At 60.9% G+C, this 20186-nt stretch carries 20 protein-coding genes; 8 read left to right on the top strand and 12 right to left on the bottom strand.

Going from position 1 to position 20186, the window contains the following annotated elements:
- Nucleotides 1–137: 137 nt before the first annotated feature.
- The 4 genes from NKH52_RS29855 to NKH52_RS29840 form a co-directional block, all read right to left on the bottom strand.
- On the bottom strand, nucleotides 138–1667 hold the full coding sequence (locus tag NKH52_RS29855) for an ABC transporter substrate-binding protein (protein WP_352735980.1): 1530 nt from the start codon (nucleotides 1665–1667) through the stop codon (nucleotides 138–140).
- A gap of 83 nt (nucleotides 1668–1750) precedes the next feature.
- Complete coding sequence (locus NKH52_RS29850) at nucleotides 1751–2374, bottom strand: amino acid synthesis family protein (RefSeq protein ID WP_352968257.1); 624 nt, start codon at nucleotides 2372–2374, stop codon at nucleotides 1751–1753.
- On the bottom strand, nucleotides 2371–2763 hold the full coding sequence (locus tag NKH52_RS29845) for a carboxymuconolactone decarboxylase family protein (protein WP_352735978.1): 393 nt from the start codon (nucleotides 2761–2763) through the stop codon (nucleotides 2371–2373). Before NKH52_RS29845 ends, NKH52_RS29850 begins: the two co-directional genes overlap by 4 nt.
- Before the next feature lie 17 nt (nucleotides 2764–2780).
- The gene (locus NKH52_RS29840) at nucleotides 2781–3569 is read right to left on the bottom strand and encodes an alpha/beta fold hydrolase (protein ID WP_352735977.1); all 789 of its coding nucleotides are present in this window, start codon (nucleotides 3567–3569) and stop codon (nucleotides 2781–2783) included.
- A gap of 140 nt (nucleotides 3570–3709) precedes the next feature.
- Here NKH52_RS29840 and NKH52_RS29835 point away from each other — a divergent pair, with 140 nt between their 5' ends.
- From NKH52_RS29835 to NKH52_RS29820, 4 genes are all read left to right on the top strand, one after another.
- Nucleotides 3710–4432, top strand: a complete 723-nt coding sequence (locus NKH52_RS29835) for a GntR family transcriptional regulator (protein ID WP_352735976.1) — start codon at nucleotides 3710–3712, stop codon at nucleotides 4430–4432.
- Complete coding sequence (locus NKH52_RS29830; protein WP_352735975.1) at nucleotides 4429–5409, top strand: aldo/keto reductase; 981 nt, start codon at nucleotides 4429–4431, stop codon at nucleotides 5407–5409. The genes NKH52_RS29835 and NKH52_RS29830 overlap by 4 nt, the downstream gene beginning before the upstream one ends.
- Nucleotides 5410–5490: 81 nt before the next feature.
- Nucleotides 5491–6171, top strand: coding sequence for a GntR family transcriptional regulator (locus NKH52_RS29825; RefSeq protein ID WP_352735974.1), 681 nt, complete (start codon nucleotides 5491–5493; stop codon nucleotides 6169–6171).
- A complete protein-coding gene (locus tag NKH52_RS29820) occupies nucleotides 6149–7060 on the top strand; it encodes an alpha/beta fold hydrolase (RefSeq protein ID WP_352735973.1) in 912 nt (303 codons plus the stop codon). Before NKH52_RS29825 ends, NKH52_RS29820 begins: the two co-directional genes overlap by 23 nt.
- Before the next feature lie 718 nt (nucleotides 7061–7778).
- Here the strand turns inward: NKH52_RS29820 and NKH52_RS29815 are convergent.
- The 6 genes from NKH52_RS29815 to NKH52_RS29790 form a co-directional block, all read right to left on the bottom strand.
- Entirely contained in the window at nucleotides 7779–8486 is a 708-nt protein-coding gene (locus tag NKH52_RS29815) for a hypothetical protein (protein WP_352735972.1), read from the bottom strand.
- A 32-nt stretch (nucleotides 8487–8518) separates the two neighbouring features.
- Complete coding sequence (locus tag NKH52_RS29810) at nucleotides 8519–9700, bottom strand: gluzincin family metallopeptidase (RefSeq protein WP_352735971.1); 1182 nt, start codon at nucleotides 9698–9700, stop codon at nucleotides 8519–8521.
- 80 nt (nucleotides 9701–9780) lie between these two features.
- Entirely contained in the window at nucleotides 9781–10503 is a 723-nt protein-coding gene (locus NKH52_RS29805) for a TfuA-like protein (RefSeq protein ID WP_352735970.1), read from the bottom strand.
- 5 nt (nucleotides 10504–10508) lie between these two features.
- Nucleotides 10509–11663 carry a YcaO-like family protein gene (locus tag NKH52_RS29800; protein ID WP_352735969.1) on the bottom strand — a complete coding sequence of 385 codons (1155 nt, stop codon included), beginning with the start codon at nucleotides 11661–11663 and terminating at the stop codon, nucleotides 10509–10511.
- Between the two features lie 10 nt (nucleotides 11664–11673).
- On the bottom strand, nucleotides 11674–14835 hold the full coding sequence (locus NKH52_RS29795) for an AAA family ATPase (protein WP_352735968.1): 3162 nt from the start codon (nucleotides 14833–14835) through the stop codon (nucleotides 11674–11676).
- Between the two features lie 408 nt (nucleotides 14836–15243).
- Nucleotides 15244–15432, bottom strand: a complete 189-nt coding sequence (locus NKH52_RS29790) for a hypothetical protein (protein ID WP_352735967.1) — start codon at nucleotides 15430–15432, stop codon at nucleotides 15244–15246.
- A 166-nt stretch (nucleotides 15433–15598) separates the two neighbouring features.
- On the opposite strand from NKH52_RS29790, the gene NKH52_RS29785 reads away from it, so the two are divergent.
- The 3 genes from NKH52_RS29785 (at nucleotide 15599) to NKH52_RS29775 (ending at nucleotide 16933) form a co-directional block, all read left to right on the top strand.
- On the top strand, nucleotides 15599–15820 hold the full coding sequence (locus tag NKH52_RS29785; RefSeq protein ID WP_352735965.1) for a hypothetical protein: 222 nt from the start codon (nucleotides 15599–15601) through the stop codon (nucleotides 15818–15820).
- 205 nt (nucleotides 15821–16025) lie between these two features.
- Entirely contained in the window at nucleotides 16026–16412 is a 387-nt protein-coding gene (locus NKH52_RS29780) for a hypothetical protein (RefSeq protein ID WP_352735964.1), read from the top strand.
- Nucleotides 16409–16933, top strand: coding sequence for an RES family NAD+ phosphorylase (locus NKH52_RS29775; RefSeq protein WP_352735963.1), 525 nt, complete (start codon nucleotides 16409–16411; stop codon nucleotides 16931–16933). The genes NKH52_RS29780 and NKH52_RS29775 overlap by 4 nt, the downstream gene beginning before the upstream one ends.
- Nucleotides 16934–16964: 31 nt before the next feature.
- On the opposite strand, the gene scpB is transcribed toward NKH52_RS29775, so the two are convergent.
- A complete protein-coding gene (gene scpB / locus NKH52_RS29770; RefSeq protein WP_352735962.1) occupies nucleotides 16965–17690 on the bottom strand; it encodes an SMC-Scp complex subunit ScpB in 726 nt (241 codons plus the stop codon).
- Nucleotides 17691–17692: 2 nt separating this feature from the next.
- Entirely contained in the window at nucleotides 17693–18646 is a 954-nt protein-coding gene (locus tag NKH52_RS29765; protein ID WP_352735961.1) for a DUF1403 family protein, read from the bottom strand.
- A gap of 125 nt (nucleotides 18647–18771) precedes the next feature.
- Between NKH52_RS29765 and NKH52_RS29760 the strand changes: the two genes are divergently transcribed.
- Nucleotides 18772–19980: a site-specific integrase gene (locus NKH52_RS29760; RefSeq protein WP_352735960.1), complete on the top strand. Its 1209-nt coding sequence runs from the start codon at nucleotides 18772–18774 to the stop codon at nucleotides 19978–19980.
- Nucleotides 19981–20186: the final 206 nt, after the last annotated feature.

Genomic DNA, 20186 nt, shown 5'->3' with positions numbered 1-20186 from the left:
CACTACGTCGGCGGTTGGTGCATATCTGATAGGCGGCGGTCAATGGCGATCAAATTCCTCTAGACCGGTTGCACGCGGGACCAAGGTTCCACCCGCGCCAGAAGCCGCGGCGCACCGCGCCGCAGCAAGCATGACGATCAGGCCTGCGTTTTCCAGACGTAACGGAACCGCGGGATTTCATCCGGCATCGGAGAGAACCCTTTGACGGTGTTGCGCATGGCGTTGAATTCGACGCTGAACCCGACGGGCATGTAAGGCAGATCAGCAGAAATCTGTCGCTGGATCTTTTCGTACAATTCCTTGCGGCGCGCCTGATCGGAAATTACCCGCGCTTCATCGATCCATTTGTCCACTTCGGCATTCTTGTAACCCGTGGAGTTGGCGGTGCCTTTGCTGGAAAAGAGATAGTGGATAAGGCCGTCGGGATCCGCTCGTTGCGTCCAGCGCATCGGCGTGAAGCGTATCTCGCCGGAAACCGCCTTGGCATAGTAGTCGCTTTGCGGGACCGGCTCGAGCTCAATGTTGAGGCCGATCGCGTCAAGATCTTCCTTGGCAAGTTCGGCGAAGCGTCGCAGCGTATCGCCGCTTGGCGCCGCAAGCTTGATGGTGGTGCCCTTCAGGCCAGAATCAGCCAGGATCTTGCGCGCCTTTTCCGGATCGTATTCGTAGTGCACCAGATCGGCCGGAGTCCACCAGAGGCCGTCTGGCGTGAAGCTGTCGGAAATCTTGCCTTGTCCGGCCCATATGATCTGGTTGAGCCGGTCGCGGTTGAGGCCATGCGCGATGGCCTGGCGCAGTTCCGGCTTATTATATGGCTCGGCGTCCCACCGCCACTGGTAGGAATACCAGACGCCACCCTTCGATGGCACAAGCTCGATATCCGGGCTGGCCTTGGAAAGGCGCGTATCCAGCGGATCAAGCTGGCTTATGAAATCCAGTTCACCGATGGCCATGCGCTGAATGCCGACGACGTTCGTCGGAATGTCATGGAACATAATGCCGTCGAGATATGGCATTCCCTTCTGCCAATAGCTGTCGTTCTTGGTGAGCGCGATGCGCGACCCGCGGACCCATTCGCCGAAAACGAACGGACCGGTCCCGACAGGATTGGAACCGACGTCGCTGCCGTATTTCTTGGCCGCCGCCGGCGAAGCCATCAGCCCTGCGCGGTCGGCAAACAGCGCCAGCAGGGGCGGGTAAGGTTCCTTCATGTCGATGGCGACGGTGAATTCGTCCAGCACTTCGACATTCTTGACGCCTTCCAGCAACTTGAGCTGCGATGAGTTGCCCTTCGGATCGAGACGCGCATCAAGATTCCATTTCACGGCCTCGGCGTTGAACGGCGTGCCGTCATGGAACTTCACGCCTTCCTGCAGCTTCAGGATCACGCGCTTGCCGTCGTCCGAAAACTCCCAGCTTTTCGCCAGGGCAGGCTTCAGGGAGAAGTCCGCCTCGGTCTCGAGAAGCGTATCGAATATCAGGAAAAGTATCTGCCGTTCGGTCCATTGCGACGACTGTAGCGGGTCGAGCGTGCGAACGTCGCTGATAAAGCCGACGTTGAGCGTGCCGCCGGTGACCGGCTGGGTATCTTGAGCCAGCGCAACCGCCGGCAACGAGGCCACGATTGCGAAGCCGCTGACGGCGGCCATAAATTGCCTTCTATCCATGACAAGTCCTCCGTTGGTTCAGTTCCCGATATGATCGGCATTGCCGTTATTGGCCTCCGGGCCAGGACCCGGAGGCTTGCACGTTATTTGCTCTCGGCTGGCAGCGGCCGGCCGGCCTGATCGACTCCCATGATCCGCATGTCGTTGAACCGATCACCGATGCGATGGTGCGGTCGCCCACCGCTCGCGGCGCCCAAGGCGATGACGATCTCGTCATGGGCAGGCGCGTCTGGAATGGTGAATTCCAAGGTCAGAAAATGAGCGCGGCTCCCCTTCCTCTCGGCGTCCTTGTGGGTCAAGGGAACGGTGAGCGCGGTGCCGGCGCCGGCACGCTTGTTCGTGAACGGAAGAAAGGAATCGCCACCGGCGGCGATGCGGAAGACATTGCCGAAATGCAGCGTGTGGATCAGGCCGGCCGCATGTTCGACTTCGCCGTCCGTCCCAGTCACCGCGCACTTTCCGAACGCTTCTATCCGGTCCGGACCGCCCATGACCGCCACCAGGCGAGGCACGAGGGCATCCGTGAGAGCCTTGGCGTGCTCCATGATGTGCGGCTGCAGGTCCTCGACGAATGCCGATCCCGCCCAGGGGTTGCGGATCACCGCCGCGCAGGCGGCCATGCGAAGCGGAACAGGCGCGGCGCGCCCCCCTTCGATAAGCGTATCCTCGACGAAATCGACGATCTTGCGGATCAGCATCCCGGTCATTTTTCCGCTCCGCCGACTGCCAGTTCGGCAAGGACGCGGTTCGCGATGCGATGGCATTCGACGCCGACAGGAACGCCGCAATAGATCGTGAGATGGGTTATCAGGGCGTCCAGCTCATCACGGGTGACTCCGTTGCGAAGGGCGCCGCGAAAATGCAGTTCCCACTCATGCATGCGGTTGAGCGCGGCAATCATGACAATGTTCAGCATGCTGCGGGTCTTAGCATCGAGCCTGTCGTCGCCCCAGGCCGCTCCCCAGCAATATTCTGTAATAAACGACTGAAAACCCTTGGAAAACTCGGTTGCCTTGCTCAGCGAGTTTTCAACATATTCGCTGCCGAGCGTCGCCTTGCGCCGCTCCAGCCCACGCTCAAATAGCGTCTCGTTCATTCGTCTTCCCTTTATTTTCAGCGTGGGCGCAAAAGGAACTCGCGGACATGGTCGGACACCAGCTTGGATGCCTCGACCAGGACGCTGTGCTTGAGGCCGGTCAAAATGCGCAATTCCGCATCGGGGATCAGCCGGTGCATCGTCTCGGCCATCCGGACATTCGACCCCTGATCGAATTCGCCCGTCATCACCAGCGTCGGCTGCCTGATTTCGGCAAGCCGATCCACCAGTTCGGTGAGGCCGAACACGCGATACGCCTCCAGGTAGGAGGCCACATGGACAGCCTTGAGTTCGGCAATTCTCTGCTCAATCACATCCGGGTGGCGATCGGCAAATTCCTTGGTGAACCAGCGGTCGTGTGCAGCACCGACGATTGCATCCATGCCACCGTCGCGGATCATCTGCAGGCGCGCCACAACCTTTTCACGTTCGGCCGGAGTGCGACCAGCAACGGCGGAAAGAAGCACGACACGCTCGAAGCGGTCCGGATAGGAGCGGGCCAATTCCTGCGCGATCAAGCCACCTAGGGAAAAGCCGACCAGATGGGCCTTGCGCACGCCGGCGTCGTCCATCACCTGAACGATATCGGCGGCGAATTTCTCGACGGAATATTCCGTATCTATGCGTGCGGACTGGCCATGCCCGCGCAGATCTGAACGTACAATTTGAAAGCTGCCTTCCAATTCGCGGCTGACGCCGTCCCAGCTTTGCAAATTGGCGCCGACACCATGCACCAGCACGAGAGGATGACCCTCGCCGCTTCTCTTAAAGGCTATGAGATCGTCTTTGGTGCGCATCAGCGCCATTATAGACACCCTCGTTCAGTTCAATATTTTTGGTATACCGACAGACAGACATATGGTCAACCGTATTTAAATCGGCTACTTGTGGTGAAAGGGTCGAACGCGTAGCTGTCACGAAAGGAATGACGAGAGAGGACGCCGCGATGCATGAATGGACTCACTGGTCGATTGCCGGTTCGCCGACATTGCGCGAACAGACCGTTGTCACGCTGCGCGAGGCGTTGCTCAACGAAGTGTTCAAGCCGGGTGACAAGCTGGTGGAACGCAAGCTCGCCGAGCAGACCGGCGTAAGCCGCACAAGTATCCGGGAAGCGCTGAGCCAACTTGAGTCCGAAGGGCTTGTGACCCGGATAGCCGGCAAGGGCATGTTCGTGACGCGCCTGTCGGAACGGGAAGTCCGGCAGATCTATGAGGCGCGCGCAATCTTGGAATCAGCGATGGCGCGCCTGTTTGTCGAACGGGCCAGCCAGGAACAATTGGACGAATTGGGCTGGCGTATTTCGGAAGCGGGCAAAACCGACACCTCCGAGCTTGCCAGGCAGCATGCCGAGAAGCTCGATGCGGTGTGGGAAATCATCATGCAAGGCGCAGGCAACGACATCACCAGGCAAATGACCTTTCTCCTGCATGCCCGCGTCACCTATCTGCGCACCATCACCACCCGGGTCGCCTCGACGGAACGGCGCAGCAATACGATGGCTTTGCTCCACGGCATTTTCGATGCGCTGCGCGCGCGCGATGCCGACCTCGCCGAAAAGCTCACGCGCGAGTATGTCGAAAGGTCCGCGGCTTTCGCACTGTCGCTGCTGCGCGGCTCTGGGCAGAGCGCCAAACCATCACCACGCAAGCAACGGATCGACAAATGAACTATGTCAGGCTCGGCAAGAGCAATTTGAAAGTTTCCCGGCTATGCCTCGGCGCGATGGGATTCGGATCCGCGGGATGGCGGGCCTGGGTGCTCGATGGAAAGGCGTCGGCGCCGATCGTTGCGCGCGCCCTCGACCACGGCATCAACTTCTTCGACACCTGCGACTTCTATTCGACTGGCGAGAGCGAACGCATTCTCGGCCAGACACTCGTTCTCCAGCAGCCGCGCGACAGCTTCGTGATCGCCACGAAGGCGGGAAACCCGATGGCTGCGCATTGCAATGGCCGCGGCTACTCCAGAAAGCACCTGTTCAAGGCAATAGATGATTCATTGGTCCGCCTTGGAACCGATTACGTGGATCTCTTCCAGACTCATGTCTGGGACAAGGATACCGACCTCGACGAACTGGTCGATGCCATGGCAGACATCGTGCGCACCGGAAAGGCGCTCTATGTCGGCGTCACGACGATGCCCGGCTGGACACTCGCAAAATGCCGTGCGGCTGCCACCGCACGCGACCTTCCGGCATTCATCTCGATGCAATGCGAATACAACCCCGTTCACCGGGAGTGCGAGCGGGAACTGCTTCCCTACTGCCGTCACGATGATGTTGCCCTGATACCGTTCAGCCCGATCGCACGCGGCTTTCTTGCCGCGGACCGCCGCGATCCCGACCAGCAGACGGCGCGCACGAAAAGCGACGACTATACGCAGAAATATTACTACCGCGACGGCGACCACGCCGTGCGCGAAGCCGTCGCTGCCGTTGCCTCTGATATCGGAAAGAAACCGGCCCAGGTGGCTCTCGCCTGGACATTGGCGCGCCCCGGCATAGCCGCGCCCATCTTCGGAGCAACCTCGACAGAGCATGTAGACGAGGCCGTCGCGGCATTGGACATAGCGCTTACCCCCGCACATATTGAATGCATCGACCGGGCTTACGAGCCACGGCCGCTGAACGCCTCAGGCCACTGAATGAGGACAATGCTTTGCGGTAAGGTGATATGCTTGTGAAATTGCACTCGTTCGCGCACAGTTCAAAGGAGCAAAGCCGCCGTGTATGACCTGCGAGTCCATGTTGCGCCGCGGCTGTACACGCAGGTGGCCGATATAATCCGCAACGCCATCGTCGTCGGAGAACTGGCGCCGGGAGAGCGGCTGGTGGAGCGCACACTTTGCGAGCGCATGGGCGTTTCGCGGACGTCGCTCAGGGAAGCGATGCGCGAGCTCGAGAACGAGGGGCTGGTCACGAACCTACTCAACCGGGGCCTTATCGTCTCTGTCGTCGATCCCAAGGTCGCGAAGGACATTTTTGATCTCCGTGAAGCGCTGGAGGCTCTTATATGCAGGTTGTTTTGCGAGAATGCGACTGACGATCATATCACGCGTTGCCGGGGCGTGTATGACGAGCTGATGGACGCTTATCGCGTCGGTGTACCGCGCGAAATGATTGCCGCAAAATCCCGATTCTACGACGTTTTGATAGCGGGAGCGAACAATTCCGAGGCGGAACGGATGCTTCGCAGCATCCACATGCGGGCCTCACAGTTGCGGATGATTTCTCTTTCCGATGCAGAGCGGCGCAAGGCATCCCAAGAAGAACTGGCAGCCCTGCTCGACGCCCTGGTGAACCGCAAGGCATCGGACGCCGAGCGGCTTGCAAAAAAGCATGTACGCAAAGCCGCAAAATTCGCGCTCAGGATGATCGAACAGCTTGAAAACCAATCCGTCGGCTAACGCACGAGACGCCGCCCGTTCGCCGCTACCCTCGGCGACGGTCAAGGAAAATTATGTCGTGGCGGGTGGCATCCGTACGCGCTATTTCGACGCCGGCAACGGACCGGCCGTAATCCTTCTGCACGGCTCGTCACTGGCGATCGATGCCTGGTCCACTTGGCACAACACCATCCCGGCACTCGCATGTGCGTTCCGGGTGCTGGCGCCTGATCTGGTCGGGTTCGGTCTCTCTGATGTGCCGGCAGATGGGAAGCACGTTCCCCGCCTCGAACGGCGTCATCACGTTTCAGCCTTCATCGAAGCGCTCGGGATCAACCGATGCGCGCTGGTCGGTCATTCCGAAGGCGGGTTCATCGCGGCGATGCTCGCCGTTGAAAACCCGGGACTGGTCGACAAGGTGGTCGTCGTGAGCAGCGGCGCCACCGCGCCGCGTCTCGGCGCAAATGAGGACCACGCTTGGAAGTCAGCAGCGGCGGCAGCGTATAATGTGCTCGAGGGATGCAATACCGAGGAGGACTTTTTGCGCACCAACGCAAGGCTAAGCACGAAGAATCCGCCGGAGTTCGTGGAGCTGCTAAGAAAGAACTACCGCCTAGCCTGCGAGACCGGTCAACTGGAGCGCTTCAGGCAGGCTGCCCGGATAAAGGACGACACTGAATATATTCAGATCCAGGAGGACCATCTCCTTCCGCATTTGCCCACCATGCAAGCCAAACTATTCCTAGCTTGGTCGCGCTGCGACGAGACCGTGCCGGTGGCGCGTGGCATCAAGCTGCTGGAACGCGCCCCGCAAGCCGATATGCACATCTTCGCCGACGCCGCCCACATGGTAATGATCGATCGCCCACAGGAGTTCAACTGCATCGTCAGCATGTGGCTTCGTAGCTAGAAGAATGGGTTCCAAAGCGATTGCCGGACAGCTCTCAGGGATCGTCGTTCCACACTGCCCTTTTATGCGACTTTTCGAAGACAGACCGGGAACATCTGGCCGTTTCCATTCATCGCCCACGACCAGTTTAGCGCTGGAAAAGCCAAAGTGCGGGAGTTCAGAAATGGCCGCTCCGGGGCCGCTTCCTGCCTGTCCGGTTTCGGGCGGTAGCATTCGGAAAGCGGACACACTCGTTGACTGGCGCGACGGCAAAATGCCGTTTGCCGGACACGCCAAGGATGCCGAGGGCCTCTCGTATGTCGATGTGATGAATCCTTTCGCGTTTGTGTCAATGGCCGGCGGTGACAACCGACAAGCATTGCGTTGCGCTCGGATACCGCTACTTTCTCCCGGGAACTTGGCCTGTGCACAACCGTGAAAACATCAAAAATCACCGCTGTCGATTTCTTCGACGATCTTGGCGGTAGGGCCAAGGTGGGGAACTCCCGTCGCCAGTTGTGTGGCCGAGCCGATGCGCCCGACGCCCGCTCTCTAGACCGACGACAGCCCCGAGACAAAGAACGTAAGGCCGGCACCCAACCCACGGATGAGATTCTGATCAACCGTCGTCCCTGAGTTCCACCCCAGCCCTGTGCAGCTTCAGCCGATCCGACTGCATGGCAAACCTGCCAAGCAGGCGAGCCTTCTTGCCTTCAACCTTGACAGGGAACATGAGAGACTAGTCGTTCAGCTTTCCGCCACGGTGTCCCATGGTCATCTTGGATGCGTACATCGTCGGTGAACGCTTGCCTGGAAGGTTCGCCTCGAGGACGATCTGCTCGATAAACCCCTGGTTCATCTCGAATTCCACGCATTCGTCAAGCTTATCGACAAGCCAGAGCATATATTTCTCTGGACCACCCTGTTTATTAAATTTCTTATCATATCCGCAATCGTCGAGAGGTATCATTTGAGGGAGAACTGGAAGAAGCATGATCTTCGGTTTTGGAAGATCGAAGCAATGTCCCTCATATGAATACCCGACAATAATTCCAGAGGACAGCACCTTTCCGCTCTTATATGCTTCATCGAATGATACCACAGTGGAAATCACGATGAATCCGATATTTCGCACGGCTATGGAAATCTGAGTCGCGTAGCCAAACTCATCGGGAAATCCGCTTATTCTTCGATTTGCGACAAGATTGAGAAATTGTTCCTTTGTAACTTTTAAATCCGTCAATTGCTGTAGAAATTGGTCATTTTGACTTACATCATCCGATTGTGATCGAACTGATATTGCGAAGTCTGCGCTCTCAAGGTTTTTTGGATGGTTGGGGTAAACAAGATCTCCGCCGCCCGGGGCGATACCGTAAAGCCTGACCTGTGTTGCGTTGTAAGCGCCTGATGGAAACGTCAGTGTCGGTCGGTGATAGTCGTCGCTCATTTTCCTCGCTCCTTTTGTTGCAATCGATCAGTTCATAGAATCTCTCGCCATCTGAAGTTTTCTTCAAGCCTTTCGGCAAGCGCGGGCGCCACCCGGTCGCTAGCGTCGACCAGCGTGGCAGCGGCATTCTCGAAGGTCAGGTCATCCGCATCGAGGCGTGGCCATGCCTGAGCAAGTGCGAGAGCCACCTCGTCCCTTGCTCTGATCAGCATGCTCTTGAACATGAAGGGCCGAGCGCGGAAGGCGCGGGACGTGAAATCCGAAATGCGCTGCATGTCGGATTGGTCGACATCCTTGATATCGATCCCCAGCAGCCGCTCGTCGGCCAACCCCTCGTGCACCAGTGCCGTGTGGTAGACGTCGACGATCGTGTCGAACACAGCCCCCGTGAATGGCCGTGACCTGTCATGGATTTCCGACGTCACCTCCGACATGCGGCGTGCGTTGCTGGCGAGGCGGATCTGCCGATCGCCAGTCAGCTCGGCAATCCGGTTCAATTCATTGAGAACAAGCAGGTTGCCATTGCAGTGCCGCAGCAGCCGGTCCATGCCGCTGTCGAAATTCAGGAAGGACAAGAGCGAGACCAGATCCGAGCTGGCCTCGTGGAACGGTCCGAAATCGCCTTGAGTCAGGCCGCCGGCTGGTGTCCCGAACAGCGAAAACAAGATTGCGTGGCCGACCTCATGTGCGATCACATCGAAGTTGAGCGCATAGGGATAGTTGCCTCCGTCGATGCCGCGCTCTCGGCCGAGCTCCAGATAGCCATAGCCTGATTGCGCATTCTCCCAGTCGACGAAGGGGATGATTTCGAGCCGCTCGTAAGTCTCGGCAAAATACCAGACGATCGGTTTGCCGAGGTAGCTTTCCCAGATGTCCAGCACGCGGCTGACCGAGGCGAAAGCGTGCGCAGAAAGGAACTGCCGCGAGGTCAGGGAAAGCTGATCGAAATGGCCGTCAAACCCAGCCTCTGCAGGCGGAAAGATTTCGCCGACAAACGGTGGCAGATAAGGGTAGTCGTAAGGCTCCTTGTCGAGGAGCGGATCGCGAACGTAGATGCGGTGATCTTCTGGGCCGGAGCGGATCAGATCGGGTGGAGTAGAAATCCATACTGTTTCGGGCGTTCCGTAACCCGAAAGGTGAGGGACCTGCGGGTAGACCAGGAACCGCGTTCCCAGCAACAGATCTTGCGCAACGACACGATTGACCGCGTCCAATTGCTTGGCCCCCTTTGACGCTACCACGCTATCACGGCACTTACGTTACGTAAATCGTCGGCCGCCAAGAGACTCAGGGCCTATAGCGCCAGCCCCGCATCATCCATATCCTTGGAGAAGGCCGAGGTTAGCTGTAATTCCGGCATGGGGTGTGCTTTTTCAAATGCTTGCTCCCGCAAAAGTTCGAGTGCCCGCAGGGCATCTTGCTTTTTTTGCTGGACGAAAGCCGCGCCGAGCTCCCTGCACAATTTCTCGACGTCGCCCTTGCCGTCGTGCGCATCCCGAACCATCCGTGCCAGGGTGCGCTCGCGAAAGTTGACGGCCTTTGCCGCACCCTCGAGCCTCGCCTGCTGTTCGGGTGAAATCACGCCGCGCCGGCAAGCAGCGCGAAGGGTTCGGCGCAGGTCAATCAGCGCATGCGTCAATTGAGCGAAATTCACTTCGGCCGGTCCATGCAATACCGCTACTGCGTCGTCGGGTGCAAAGGCGAAGCGGCGATACCATCGGTAGATAAGCCCGACGCCTTGCATATGGGGGAACAGCTCGGCTGCTCGAAGGGCACCCATGCTGGCCGCGCCGACGACGTGAATGCGGCGGCTGAGGGCCCACAGGATTTCCTTGTGCCGAACCGCCGGCTCGGTCTGAAAACCGCCATCTATGAGAAGGATCGCACTCGGGTCGAAATGCTGCACGGCCGAAACGATCGAGCCTTGCACGGCCGGAGGAAGGCATACCGCATCGACGACCTTCAACGCGTCGGAATGGGACACGGTAGGGCCAGTGAAGACGAGTTTCGGGCGCATAATCCCTACCCCTGCAAGAGCGGCTGCAAGGCAGGGATGACAATCCTGACAACCGACAGGGCGTCGAACGGTTTCGTTCCCAGCCGGATTAGGTAAACCGCATCGAACCCTCTCTCTTCAAGAATTGCCAAGAGGACCGACAGCCCGTCCGACGCCGTGTTGAACTTCTGCTCGGCGAGCGCGCGGAAATCCACGCCGCGCGGGCCATCGCGGAGGAGCCGGCGATGCGCTGCGATCATCTGCCGATCGGGGTATTTCGGATAGAACGCACGCGTCAGGTCATCGCGCGCGCCCGAGATCGCCGCCAGACGGGCCTGGGCCGCTTCGTAGATGGCGTGCGCCGCCGCGCCGGCGGGACTGAAACCGGCAGCCGAACCATCAGCCGGATGATCCAAAATGACCGTTTCCGTCGGTTCGTCTTCCAGCAGATGGCACCACACCACCGGTATGCCGAACGGCGAAAAAGCTTGCCAAAGGCCGACCAGCACTTTCTTTGCGGCCAAAGTTTCCAGGAGATCGCGCAGCGACGGATCATCGATCGTCTCGGGATCGATGCGTTGACGATGGAAAAACCCGTGGGTCCGGTATGCCGTGGCGATCGCGTCGCGTTCGATGCATTCAAGCATGCCATGAACGATGGCATCCGGCTCCTCGAAGCCTGCTGCCAAACCGCTCGTCGATGCCGCGAAAATCCCGTCATGGGGCAGTGACGGCAACACATAGGCGGTGTGCACGAGCTCGAACGGGACCAGGTCGCGGCTGCCGGTAAGAAGATTGTCTGCGGCTACCCACGCCGTCTCCCTGCCGCGCCATCCGGGCGCAGTGCCCCCCTGGAGATGCATTTCGAAGCGATCTGGCGGGATGCCCAATTGATCGGCGCAGCCGACCACTGGTTCGAAATTCGCCACCTGCTCTGCAAAGAAGCTCTCGGCCGATTCCAGCATGGCCGATACCGCGGCTTGCGCCAGGGTGGCGCCCTTGCCTTGCGCGACCGCGTTGGAGAGCGAGAAAGGTCTTGTCACCTGCACGACCGGGATGCCGAGCTGGTCGAGCCCGGTAATGTCGGCGATCCGCGTGATGCCCAGGCCTTCGCGCATCTTCATCAGCCTCGCCAGCGCCTCGTCGGGCGGCGGACCAAGGCGTTGATATCGCTCCAGCATCGCGGATGCGCTAGTGCCGAACGGCCGATTCGGGATTGACGATCAGCGCGGCGCCCGGCTCGAGAGCGGTTTTCGCACGTTCGACCCGATCGCGATAGCGAGACGACAGTTCAGGCGACAGGCCTGATGATTGAAGGGTCTCGTATGTACTGACGAGGAAAGGCACGGCACTTTGCTCCGCGGCTATGGCGATGCTCTTTTGGAGGGCAGCGATTACGTCCACCTCCGTATCGCCCTTGAGAAGAAGTAGCTCCGCCCTTCGCCTGTAGAGCTCTGCCAGCCAGAAGCGGCTGCCGCCGGCCTCGGCCTGCGCCACAGCCGAGCCCAGCAGCGCGAGCGCCTCATCGACCTCGGCAGTTCGTGTCAAAAGCTCTGCCAGCATGCCGCAATAGACCGGTTCGTCCTCAGGCGTCTGGAACTCGCCATGGAGGCCAAGGCCTTGCCGCATTTTCTCCCTGCCGCTCTCGACCTGGCCGGCGTTGCCGTCGCACCAGCCTTCGAAGATTTGCGCTGCGGCGGCGAGAGCGGGCATATAATGGCGCTCCGTCAAGTGGCGCAGATCCGCTATCACGCTTCGTAACCTCGAAAAATCTCGGCGATAGCAATGCAGCATCGCCTCGTTGAGATAGGCATGTGCGATGCTGCCGGCATGTCCGGTTTGCTGCGCCCAGCTCCTAGCTTCCGACATCGAATGGATCGCGCTTGCCGGCTTTCCGACGAACCAAAGCGACAAGGCGCGGTGGGCGAGCCCGCAGACCCTCGCGTCATGCCCGCCGAACAACGCAGCATTGGCTTTGCCCTGGCCGTGCTCATAGAGCGAAAGTCCTGCGTCGACGGCCGCGATGCAGCGGTCGTGGCGGCCAAGATTGAAGTCGATTGCCCACACGCAATGCCTGGCCTGGAGTTGCACTTCGGCATCCTCGACATCCCTGAGATCGCTGAGCACGACTTCCGCGCGCTCGCCGTCCATGACGGTATCCGTGAACCACCAGCCCCAGTAGATCGGGAACCACTTGGCCCGCTCGGCCACCGGCCGCCGCCGGGCTATCACCACGCCGTCCTCGTACAATTTGCGGGCGGGCCCCGAGTTCGGACCTTCGACAGCGGTCAGGATGGGACCGAGCACGATCATGGCCGATAGCCGCAGCGCGTCTCGCGTGTCGGCTGCCGCAACGCGCTCGCAGAGCGCCAATGCATGCTCGAGTATCTGCCTCGCTTCCGCCATTGCCGAGCGGGACGAGCTTTCCGTGCCTGCGATCACGAACTGAGCGATCGCATCCTCCAGAAGGCCTGCGCGCTCGGCGTGCTCGGCGACCTCGGCGGTGCTCAGCCACCCGGCCAGGTTTCGGTTGCGGCTCACCGCGGCAAACAGGTGGCGATGCAAGGCCTGCCGTCTCTTGCGCAGCGTTGCGTTGTAGATCGTCTCCTGGATAAGCGCATGGCGCACGCCATAGACCGGAACGCCAAAAGGCCGTACGCGGATCAGGAACCCGGCCTCGCTCAGTGAATCCAGCGCGTTTGCGGTGATTTCGTCGTCGAGCTCCGGCAACAGCGCGCGCAGCAATTCCTGATTGAAACGATTGCCCGCGACGGCCGCGGCGCGCGCGACTTCGTGTGCCGGCCCTAGCGTTTCGAGCCTGGCCTCGATCACGCTTTCAAACACCGAGGCATGACTACGCGTCGCGGTCTGCGCCAGCTGATCCGTTGCCGAGGCCGCGTTCTCGGCCATCCACTGGCAGATTTCTTCGATGAACAGCGGGACGCCTCCGGTCACGCGTTCCACCACGTCGAGCAATTCCGAGGAAGTTGAAGGCTTGCCTTGCGGCCACATGGCCGCGATCGCCAGCCGCGTTTGCTCGCGGTTGAGCGGCTTTAGCGAGATATGCCTTGGATTCGATGCTGCCAGCCAGCTCCCGGATTCAGGGCGCGTGGTCACGATGACAAGCGCCCGGAAGTGACGGGCCGACTGTGCAAGCTCAGCCAATAATTGTCTCGACGTCAGGTCGATCCAATGGATGTCCTCGACCACCAGGACGATCGGTCCGCTGGCGCACAGGGCTTCGAGCGAGTTGCGAACCGCCCAATTGGCTTTCGCGCACATCGCCTCGGCGTCGATTTCCTTAAGCATCGGATCGGCTCCCGCAGCGCCGAGCAGGAACGAGAAGATGTCTATGATTTCAGGATCGCGGACGTCATGATCGCGGAATACTTCTGCCACAGCGGCAGCGCTCAGCTGTCCTTCGTTGCCGGCGAAATCGCCGCGTACGTTCTGTAGCAGCGGATGCAGCGCCGACCGCAAGCCGCCGGGCGTGCACTGGAAGAGCAGCAGTTTCGCGCGCTGGTGACGCGTGCGCCGGCGCACTTCGTGAAGAATGCGCGACTTGCCGATCCCGGCCTCGCCCTCGATCACCACCACGCCGCCGTTTCCTGCAACGGCGCTGTCCCATGCTTCGGCGATCGTGGCAAGTTCGGCCTCGCGATCGACGAGCGGACTGCTCAGCCGCCCGAAGGCGAAGAAGCGGTCGACCTCGCGCTTGTGACTCAGCGCGCGCCAGACGAGCTCCGGCTCGGCAAACCCCTTGATCGCATGGCTGCCCCTAAAGCTGAACACATGTGACCGTCGCGCCAGGTTGCGCGTCGCGTCCGAGACCAACACCGTATCCGGCTGCGCGATGGCCTGGAGCCGCGTGGCCATCGCGAAGGCAGGGCCGGTGACATTGTCACGACCCGTCTCGGCGTCACCCTTCTGGATCAGGGTCATCGATGTCGCGATTCCGACCCGGACATGCAAATCGGCGCGGCCTTGGTTCGAACCGACGCGCCTGCAGGCGTCGATGATTTCGAGCCCGGCCCGGATCGCCAGCGATGCCGCATCCTTGGCGTCTATTTCGGCAGGAAACAAAGCAACGCCGCCATCGCCGACCTCGACCTCTACGGCACCCGAGCACGACGCGACCGCCTGTCTCGCCGCCCGCTGGAAGGCTGATATCAGTTCCTCGAACTCTTCAATGTCCAGGATGCCAAGAAGGTCAGTCGATCCGACCAGGTCGTAGCAGAGCGCGGTCAGGATCCGGCGCTCATGCCGGGCTTCGGACGCATTGTTGGCGTTGCCGCCCAGAAAACCTGTTGCCACCGACGCCGCCGGCAACGCGACCGGACTCTTCTCCGACATGCTGGGATTTCCTCGCCGAGCACAGTGACGGCAATATTAGCAAAGTGCGATGCTGTTCACAAAACACTTGATCATTAGGCAGGGCAGGAAAAAGCCGATGCTGGGATCATTATGGAAGAAATGCTCACGCGGCGTGGCGTTGACCACCAGCTGTGACCGCTTTTGGTGGGCGACCGGGATGACTTCGATGACCGAGATCAGGCGCGTTGCGACCGACAGTTCTGGGGCCGGTTTACGGACAGCCAGCCTTTAGACGATCTGCGCGCGAAAGCTGCCTTCATCGGCTGGTTCCCAGCTTTGGACATTCGGTAATACGTGGCCTGGTTAGAGAGCGGCCGTCCTACACCGCTCGCTGGAGCGGCCGTGTTCCGTAACGGACGTTCAGGCCGCAGGCCGCGAGTGGTCCGGTCACGGCGCTGTCGAGACGGGGCGCGCCTCGCGACGCAGGCGCTTCCTTGCACGTTCAAGGATTTCCTCCGATAGGGGCGTCCCCGATGCGATTCGGGCCAAGGTCATGGCGCCGATCATGGTGGCGTAGTCCACCATGGCTTCGCGGGCCTCCCCAGAAAATCGATCGTCGGCCAGCGCGTCGATCATCTCCTCGACGACAGCCGCCGCCGCCCGCGTCTTACCTGAGGACCTGGCAGCCTCGCTCCCCAACGCCGCCATTGGGCAGGTAGGCGTATGCCAAGAAGGCCGATATCAGGTTCCACGGGATGGGATTTGATGCACCCGTGCCGGCGGAGTTGAAGCTGGCCGACAAGTGGACCGGCCCGAACTTTTCGAGCGCCTGGAGAACCAGCTTTGCGGCGACTATCTGCGCGACAACAGATCGACGCGCGATATTTTCGTTCTCGTGCGCAATGGTGAAAAGGCCGGCTGGAACGTGCCAGGAGCAGCCAATCGGGTTGATTTTGAAGGCCTGATTTGCGGCACTTCAGAACCGTTGGGAACAGATTGCGCATGCGTTTCCGGACGTAGATGAAGTCACGGTCATCGGGGTAGATCTCCTAAAAAGAGCTGCGTAGATATGTGGGGAAGACGAAGCCCTGTCCTCCTTCAGGCCTTCTGCGACGACTCAGCCCGTGACAAGGGAAACAAACAGGTCGCTGGAAGGCGCTAGGCCACTGTTCACTTGCTATGCATTGCAATGTGCATATATTGTGCATATGAGAGGTCGAAGATTTGCCATGGCCCACGTACAGCTCGCACATTCCACTGCGGTCTCAGGCTTTGTCGACAGCTTGCAGGAGCCGCGCACACCTTATATCTCGCCGAAGCGCCTGTCGCAGGCATTGGGCGTGAAGGTCGCCAATTTGGCACAGTTGACCGGTGTTCATCGCAACACGCTTCGCAATCCGTCATCGGAGCGCCTGCAGGGCCGGATGCGCGAGATGGTGAAGGTGATCTCGGCCGCGACGGAACTCACCGGCGAAGTCGACAAGGCGATCTACTGGTACCGCAATGAACCAATCGCCGACTATGGCCATCGCACGGCTGCCGAACTCGTCGCAGACGGCCAGGTCGAAGCGGTCCTGGCCTTCATCCGGGATCTGGAGAACGGGGCGCGCGGGTGACGATCACCCGAGTCGGGCCGGACGAGATCTTCCATCGCTATCTGACGCCCAAATGGGCCTTCCTGCCCACCAGTGGTGCAGGCGCGGCGATCGACGGCGGCCGTTTCAACCGGGCCGGCGTCGAAGCGCTTTACCTGTCCCGCGCGCCTCAGACAGCGTTGGAGGAATACAAGCAGGGTGCCAGCATCACCCCGGCGGCAACGCTTGCCGCCTACAAGATCACACTTGCCGAGGTGGCCGACCTTTCGCAGGGATTCGACCCGAATGTTTGGGATAGTGCCTGGAAGGACTGGGATTGTGCCTGGCGCCAGATCGCTCGCATCGACAAGAAGGTTCCGCCTTCGTGGAAGCTTGCGGACCTGGTCATTACGACCGGGTTTCGCGGCATCCTGTTTCCCTCGCTTCGTCATGCCGGCGGCACCAATCTGGTGATCTTTCCGGCCAATCTTGTCGAAGGCGATCACGTCGCGGTTCACGATCCCGATCACCGGCTGCCGCATGACCAGTCGTCCTGGTCCTGAGTTGCTAGCTGCCGTAAGCAACCCGTTTCAATCAGTTCAGTACCTCATCCTCAATGACGCCTCTCGTTGGCTCGCCCTCTTCGCCGTCGCCCTCCCCCCGGCCAAGACCGGCCGGTATATCGCCGGCCAGCAGCTTTTCCTTCGACACCAGCCCGGCGTCTTCGAGCGCCTCGAAATCTGGCAGCTGGCGCAACGTGTCGAGTCCGAACTGCGACAGAAAATTTTTGGTCGTCACATAGGTATAGGGCGCGCCCGGCTGCGGGCTGCGCGGCCCCGAGGCGATCAGATCTTGCGCGCGCAACACGCCGATCAGGTCACGCGACACTTCCTTGCCGAAGAAGTCTGACAGCTCGCCACGGGTGATCGGCTGGAAATAGGCAATGCACATCAAGACCAGCGCCTCCGCCTGCGACAGTTCTTTTGCCCACTCGCCCGCTGCCGTGCCGAAGGCTGCATGGATGGCGTCGCCAAAAACCTTTTTGGTCCGGTGCTGCCAGCCGCCGGCGACCGCGACCAGCTCGTAAGGGCGACCGGCGAGTTCGGCGCGAATGTCGTCGATGATCAGCTCGAGATTGCAGTTTCTTCCCACCACCCGCGCGAGGACATTACGTGTCACCGGTTCATTTGCCGCAAAGATTACCGCTTCGACCCGGCCCATCCATTCGCGCCAGCGCAGCTCCGGCGGCAGGTGGTCTAATTCCGTGTCGAGCAACACAGCCTGTTCGTTCGGCTTGCGGCGGGCAGACGCTTCGCTCATCCCTACAGTCCAAAAAGCCGGAAGCTGGGGCGGCCGGAAAGCTCGCGCACGGCATCCAGCTGTTGCAGCCGCTCGAACAGGCGTCGCGCCGCAAAGCGCGATAGGCTTTTCGTCGTTAGCGATCCGGAGACAGCGTCGTCGTCGAGCAGTCTTTGGATCACATCGCCCGCCCCCTTTGCCCTGAGCGTCGGCGCGACGGCGATGAGCCGCTCCGCGCGACGCGACAGCTCGGCGGCCAACCGGCACGCGTCGGCCGCCGATCGAAGCAGCGCCAGGCACACCGCCCGCTCAAACCCTTTTTCGCCCGGCCGAATGCGCTTGCCGCCGGCCTCATCGCGAAAAGCCGGACCAAGGGCCTGAGCCATCAACAGCGGCAGCGATCGCGACCAGCTCAGGCTTTGCGCCAGTGACAGGTCGGCGAGCCACCAGGCCAAAAGCTCGCAGTCAGGGCGCACGGCGACGACGTGAGCGGCGATCGCCGCGGCTGCGAACGGCGCCGGCCGCCCCGAGCGCGCGAGATCGTCGATGTGTTCACAAAGCGAGGCCAGCGCCTCGACGTCCCAATGGAGACCCAGCTGGTCGAGTATCTTTTCGAGCCGGTCGGGGGTGGCGGCGGGCGGCTGCCCGGCCAGCTGCCGCCAGGCGCCGAAGATGGCGCCGGCGGGACCGGGATCGGCGTCGGCCGGGCGCAGGTGCCACGCGTCGCGCAAGGCGGCCTCGTCCTCGGCGCGGCCGGCGAGCCGCATGCTGGCGGCGGCGCATTTCAGCGCCAGCCGCTGGCGCCAGACGCCGGTCCAAGCAGGCTGCGCCCGGGCAAGCGTGTCGAGGACACCCAAGGCGGCGCCGGCCCGGAAGGCGGCGTCGCCGTCGCTCGGCGCGCCGGCGCTTGTGATCGCCCAGGCCGGAACGGAGGGCGGCGCAGAAGAGTTGGCGGCCGAGGGATCAAGGCGAATCATGATTTGGAGGGTAAAGCGGCTGTGCGCTTTTCGCCATCAATTTCGCACCAAAACGCACAGCCTGTCAGCGTGTTATAACGAACGATAATGTTGCATTATCGTTCGTTTTCCTCTTTATATGCGGTATGGCTCAAAACGTCGAGCAGAAACCAAGAAATCACCCTCAGCAGGGCTCCGCATCGTCCCGCAGCACGGGGGTCAATGTCGATCAACTCGCGGCGCAGACGTCGGCCGACGACCTGCCTTATATTGTCGATGTCGTGCTCGCTATGAGCCAGACCGCGGACGATCCCGAGGATAGCGAAAAGTCCCCTGCCCCGCTGCCGGCGTCCGGTTCGGAGCCAACGTTTGGCCTGCCGGCGCATCTGGGAAAACTCGCCGATCGCGCCCGCGACTACCTTGAGGCGGCTAGCTCCGCCAACACCCGGCGCGCCTACGCCGCCGACTGGAAGCATTTTTGCGCCTGGGCGCGCCGCCAGAACATCGAGGTGTTGCCGCCCGATCCTCAGACCGTAGGCCTTTACATCACCGCGCAAGCCTCGGGATCTGGTCGGGACAAAAAATCGGTGGCGACGATCGAGCGCCGCCTTTCTTCGCTGTCTTGGAATTATGCTCAGCGTGGCCAACCACTGGACAGGAAAGACCGCCACATCGCCACCGTGCTGGCCGGTATCCGCAACACCCACGCCTCCCCTCCCCTACAGAAGGAAGCCATTCTGCCCGAGGATTTAATCGCCATGCTGGAAACCCTCGACCGCGGCACCCTGCGCGGCCTGCGTGATCGCGCCATGTTGCTGCTTGGCTTCGCTGGTGGCCTGCGTCGCTCGGAAATCGTCGGCCTCGATCTTGGCCGCGATCAGACCGAAGATTCTTCGGGTTGGATCGAGAGTTTTGACAAAGGCATGCTGGTGACGCTGCGGGGAAAAACCGGCTGGCGCGAGGTCGAGATCGGCCGCGGCTCCTCCGACGCCACCTGCCCGGTGGTCAACCTGCAGACCTGGTTGAAACACGCTCGTATCGCGCACGGACCGCTGTTCCGCCGTGTCACTGGCCAAGGCAAGGCCATGGGCGCCGAGCGGCTCAACTCCCAGGAAGTGGCGCGGCTGGTCAAGCGCACCGCGCTGGCTGCCGGCGTTCGTGGCGATCTGTCGGAAGGCGAGCGCGGGACCAAATTCTCTGGGCATTCGCTGCGCGCCGGCCTCGCTTCCTCGGCCGAGGTCGACGAGCGATATGTGCAAAAACAGCTTGGCCATGCCTCCGCCGAGATGACCCGTCGCTATCAGCGCCGGCGCGACCGGTTTCGGATCAACCTCACCAAGGCAAGCGGGCTGTAAACGCCCCTTGAGAGGAAGCCCGCCCCTATCAATAACCTCCGTTTGCGCGATCGCCTTGCTGCAATCACAATATGTCGATAGATTGCGGTTCTATCGACATGATTTGGCAATGTGTCGATGCTGACCTTGCCCCTCTGATCTAATCCGGTTTGAAGTTCGTTCTGGCCCATCGAGAGGACCAGGACATGAAACGTAGCCGCTTCTCT

This window comes from Mesorhizobium sp. M1066 (assembly GCF_040318635.1).
In the GTDB taxonomy this organism is placed as follows: Bacteria; Pseudomonadota; Alphaproteobacteria; order Rhizobiales; family Rhizobiaceae; genus Mesorhizobium.
This window is presented reverse-complemented; position numbering and strand designations above follow the sequence as displayed.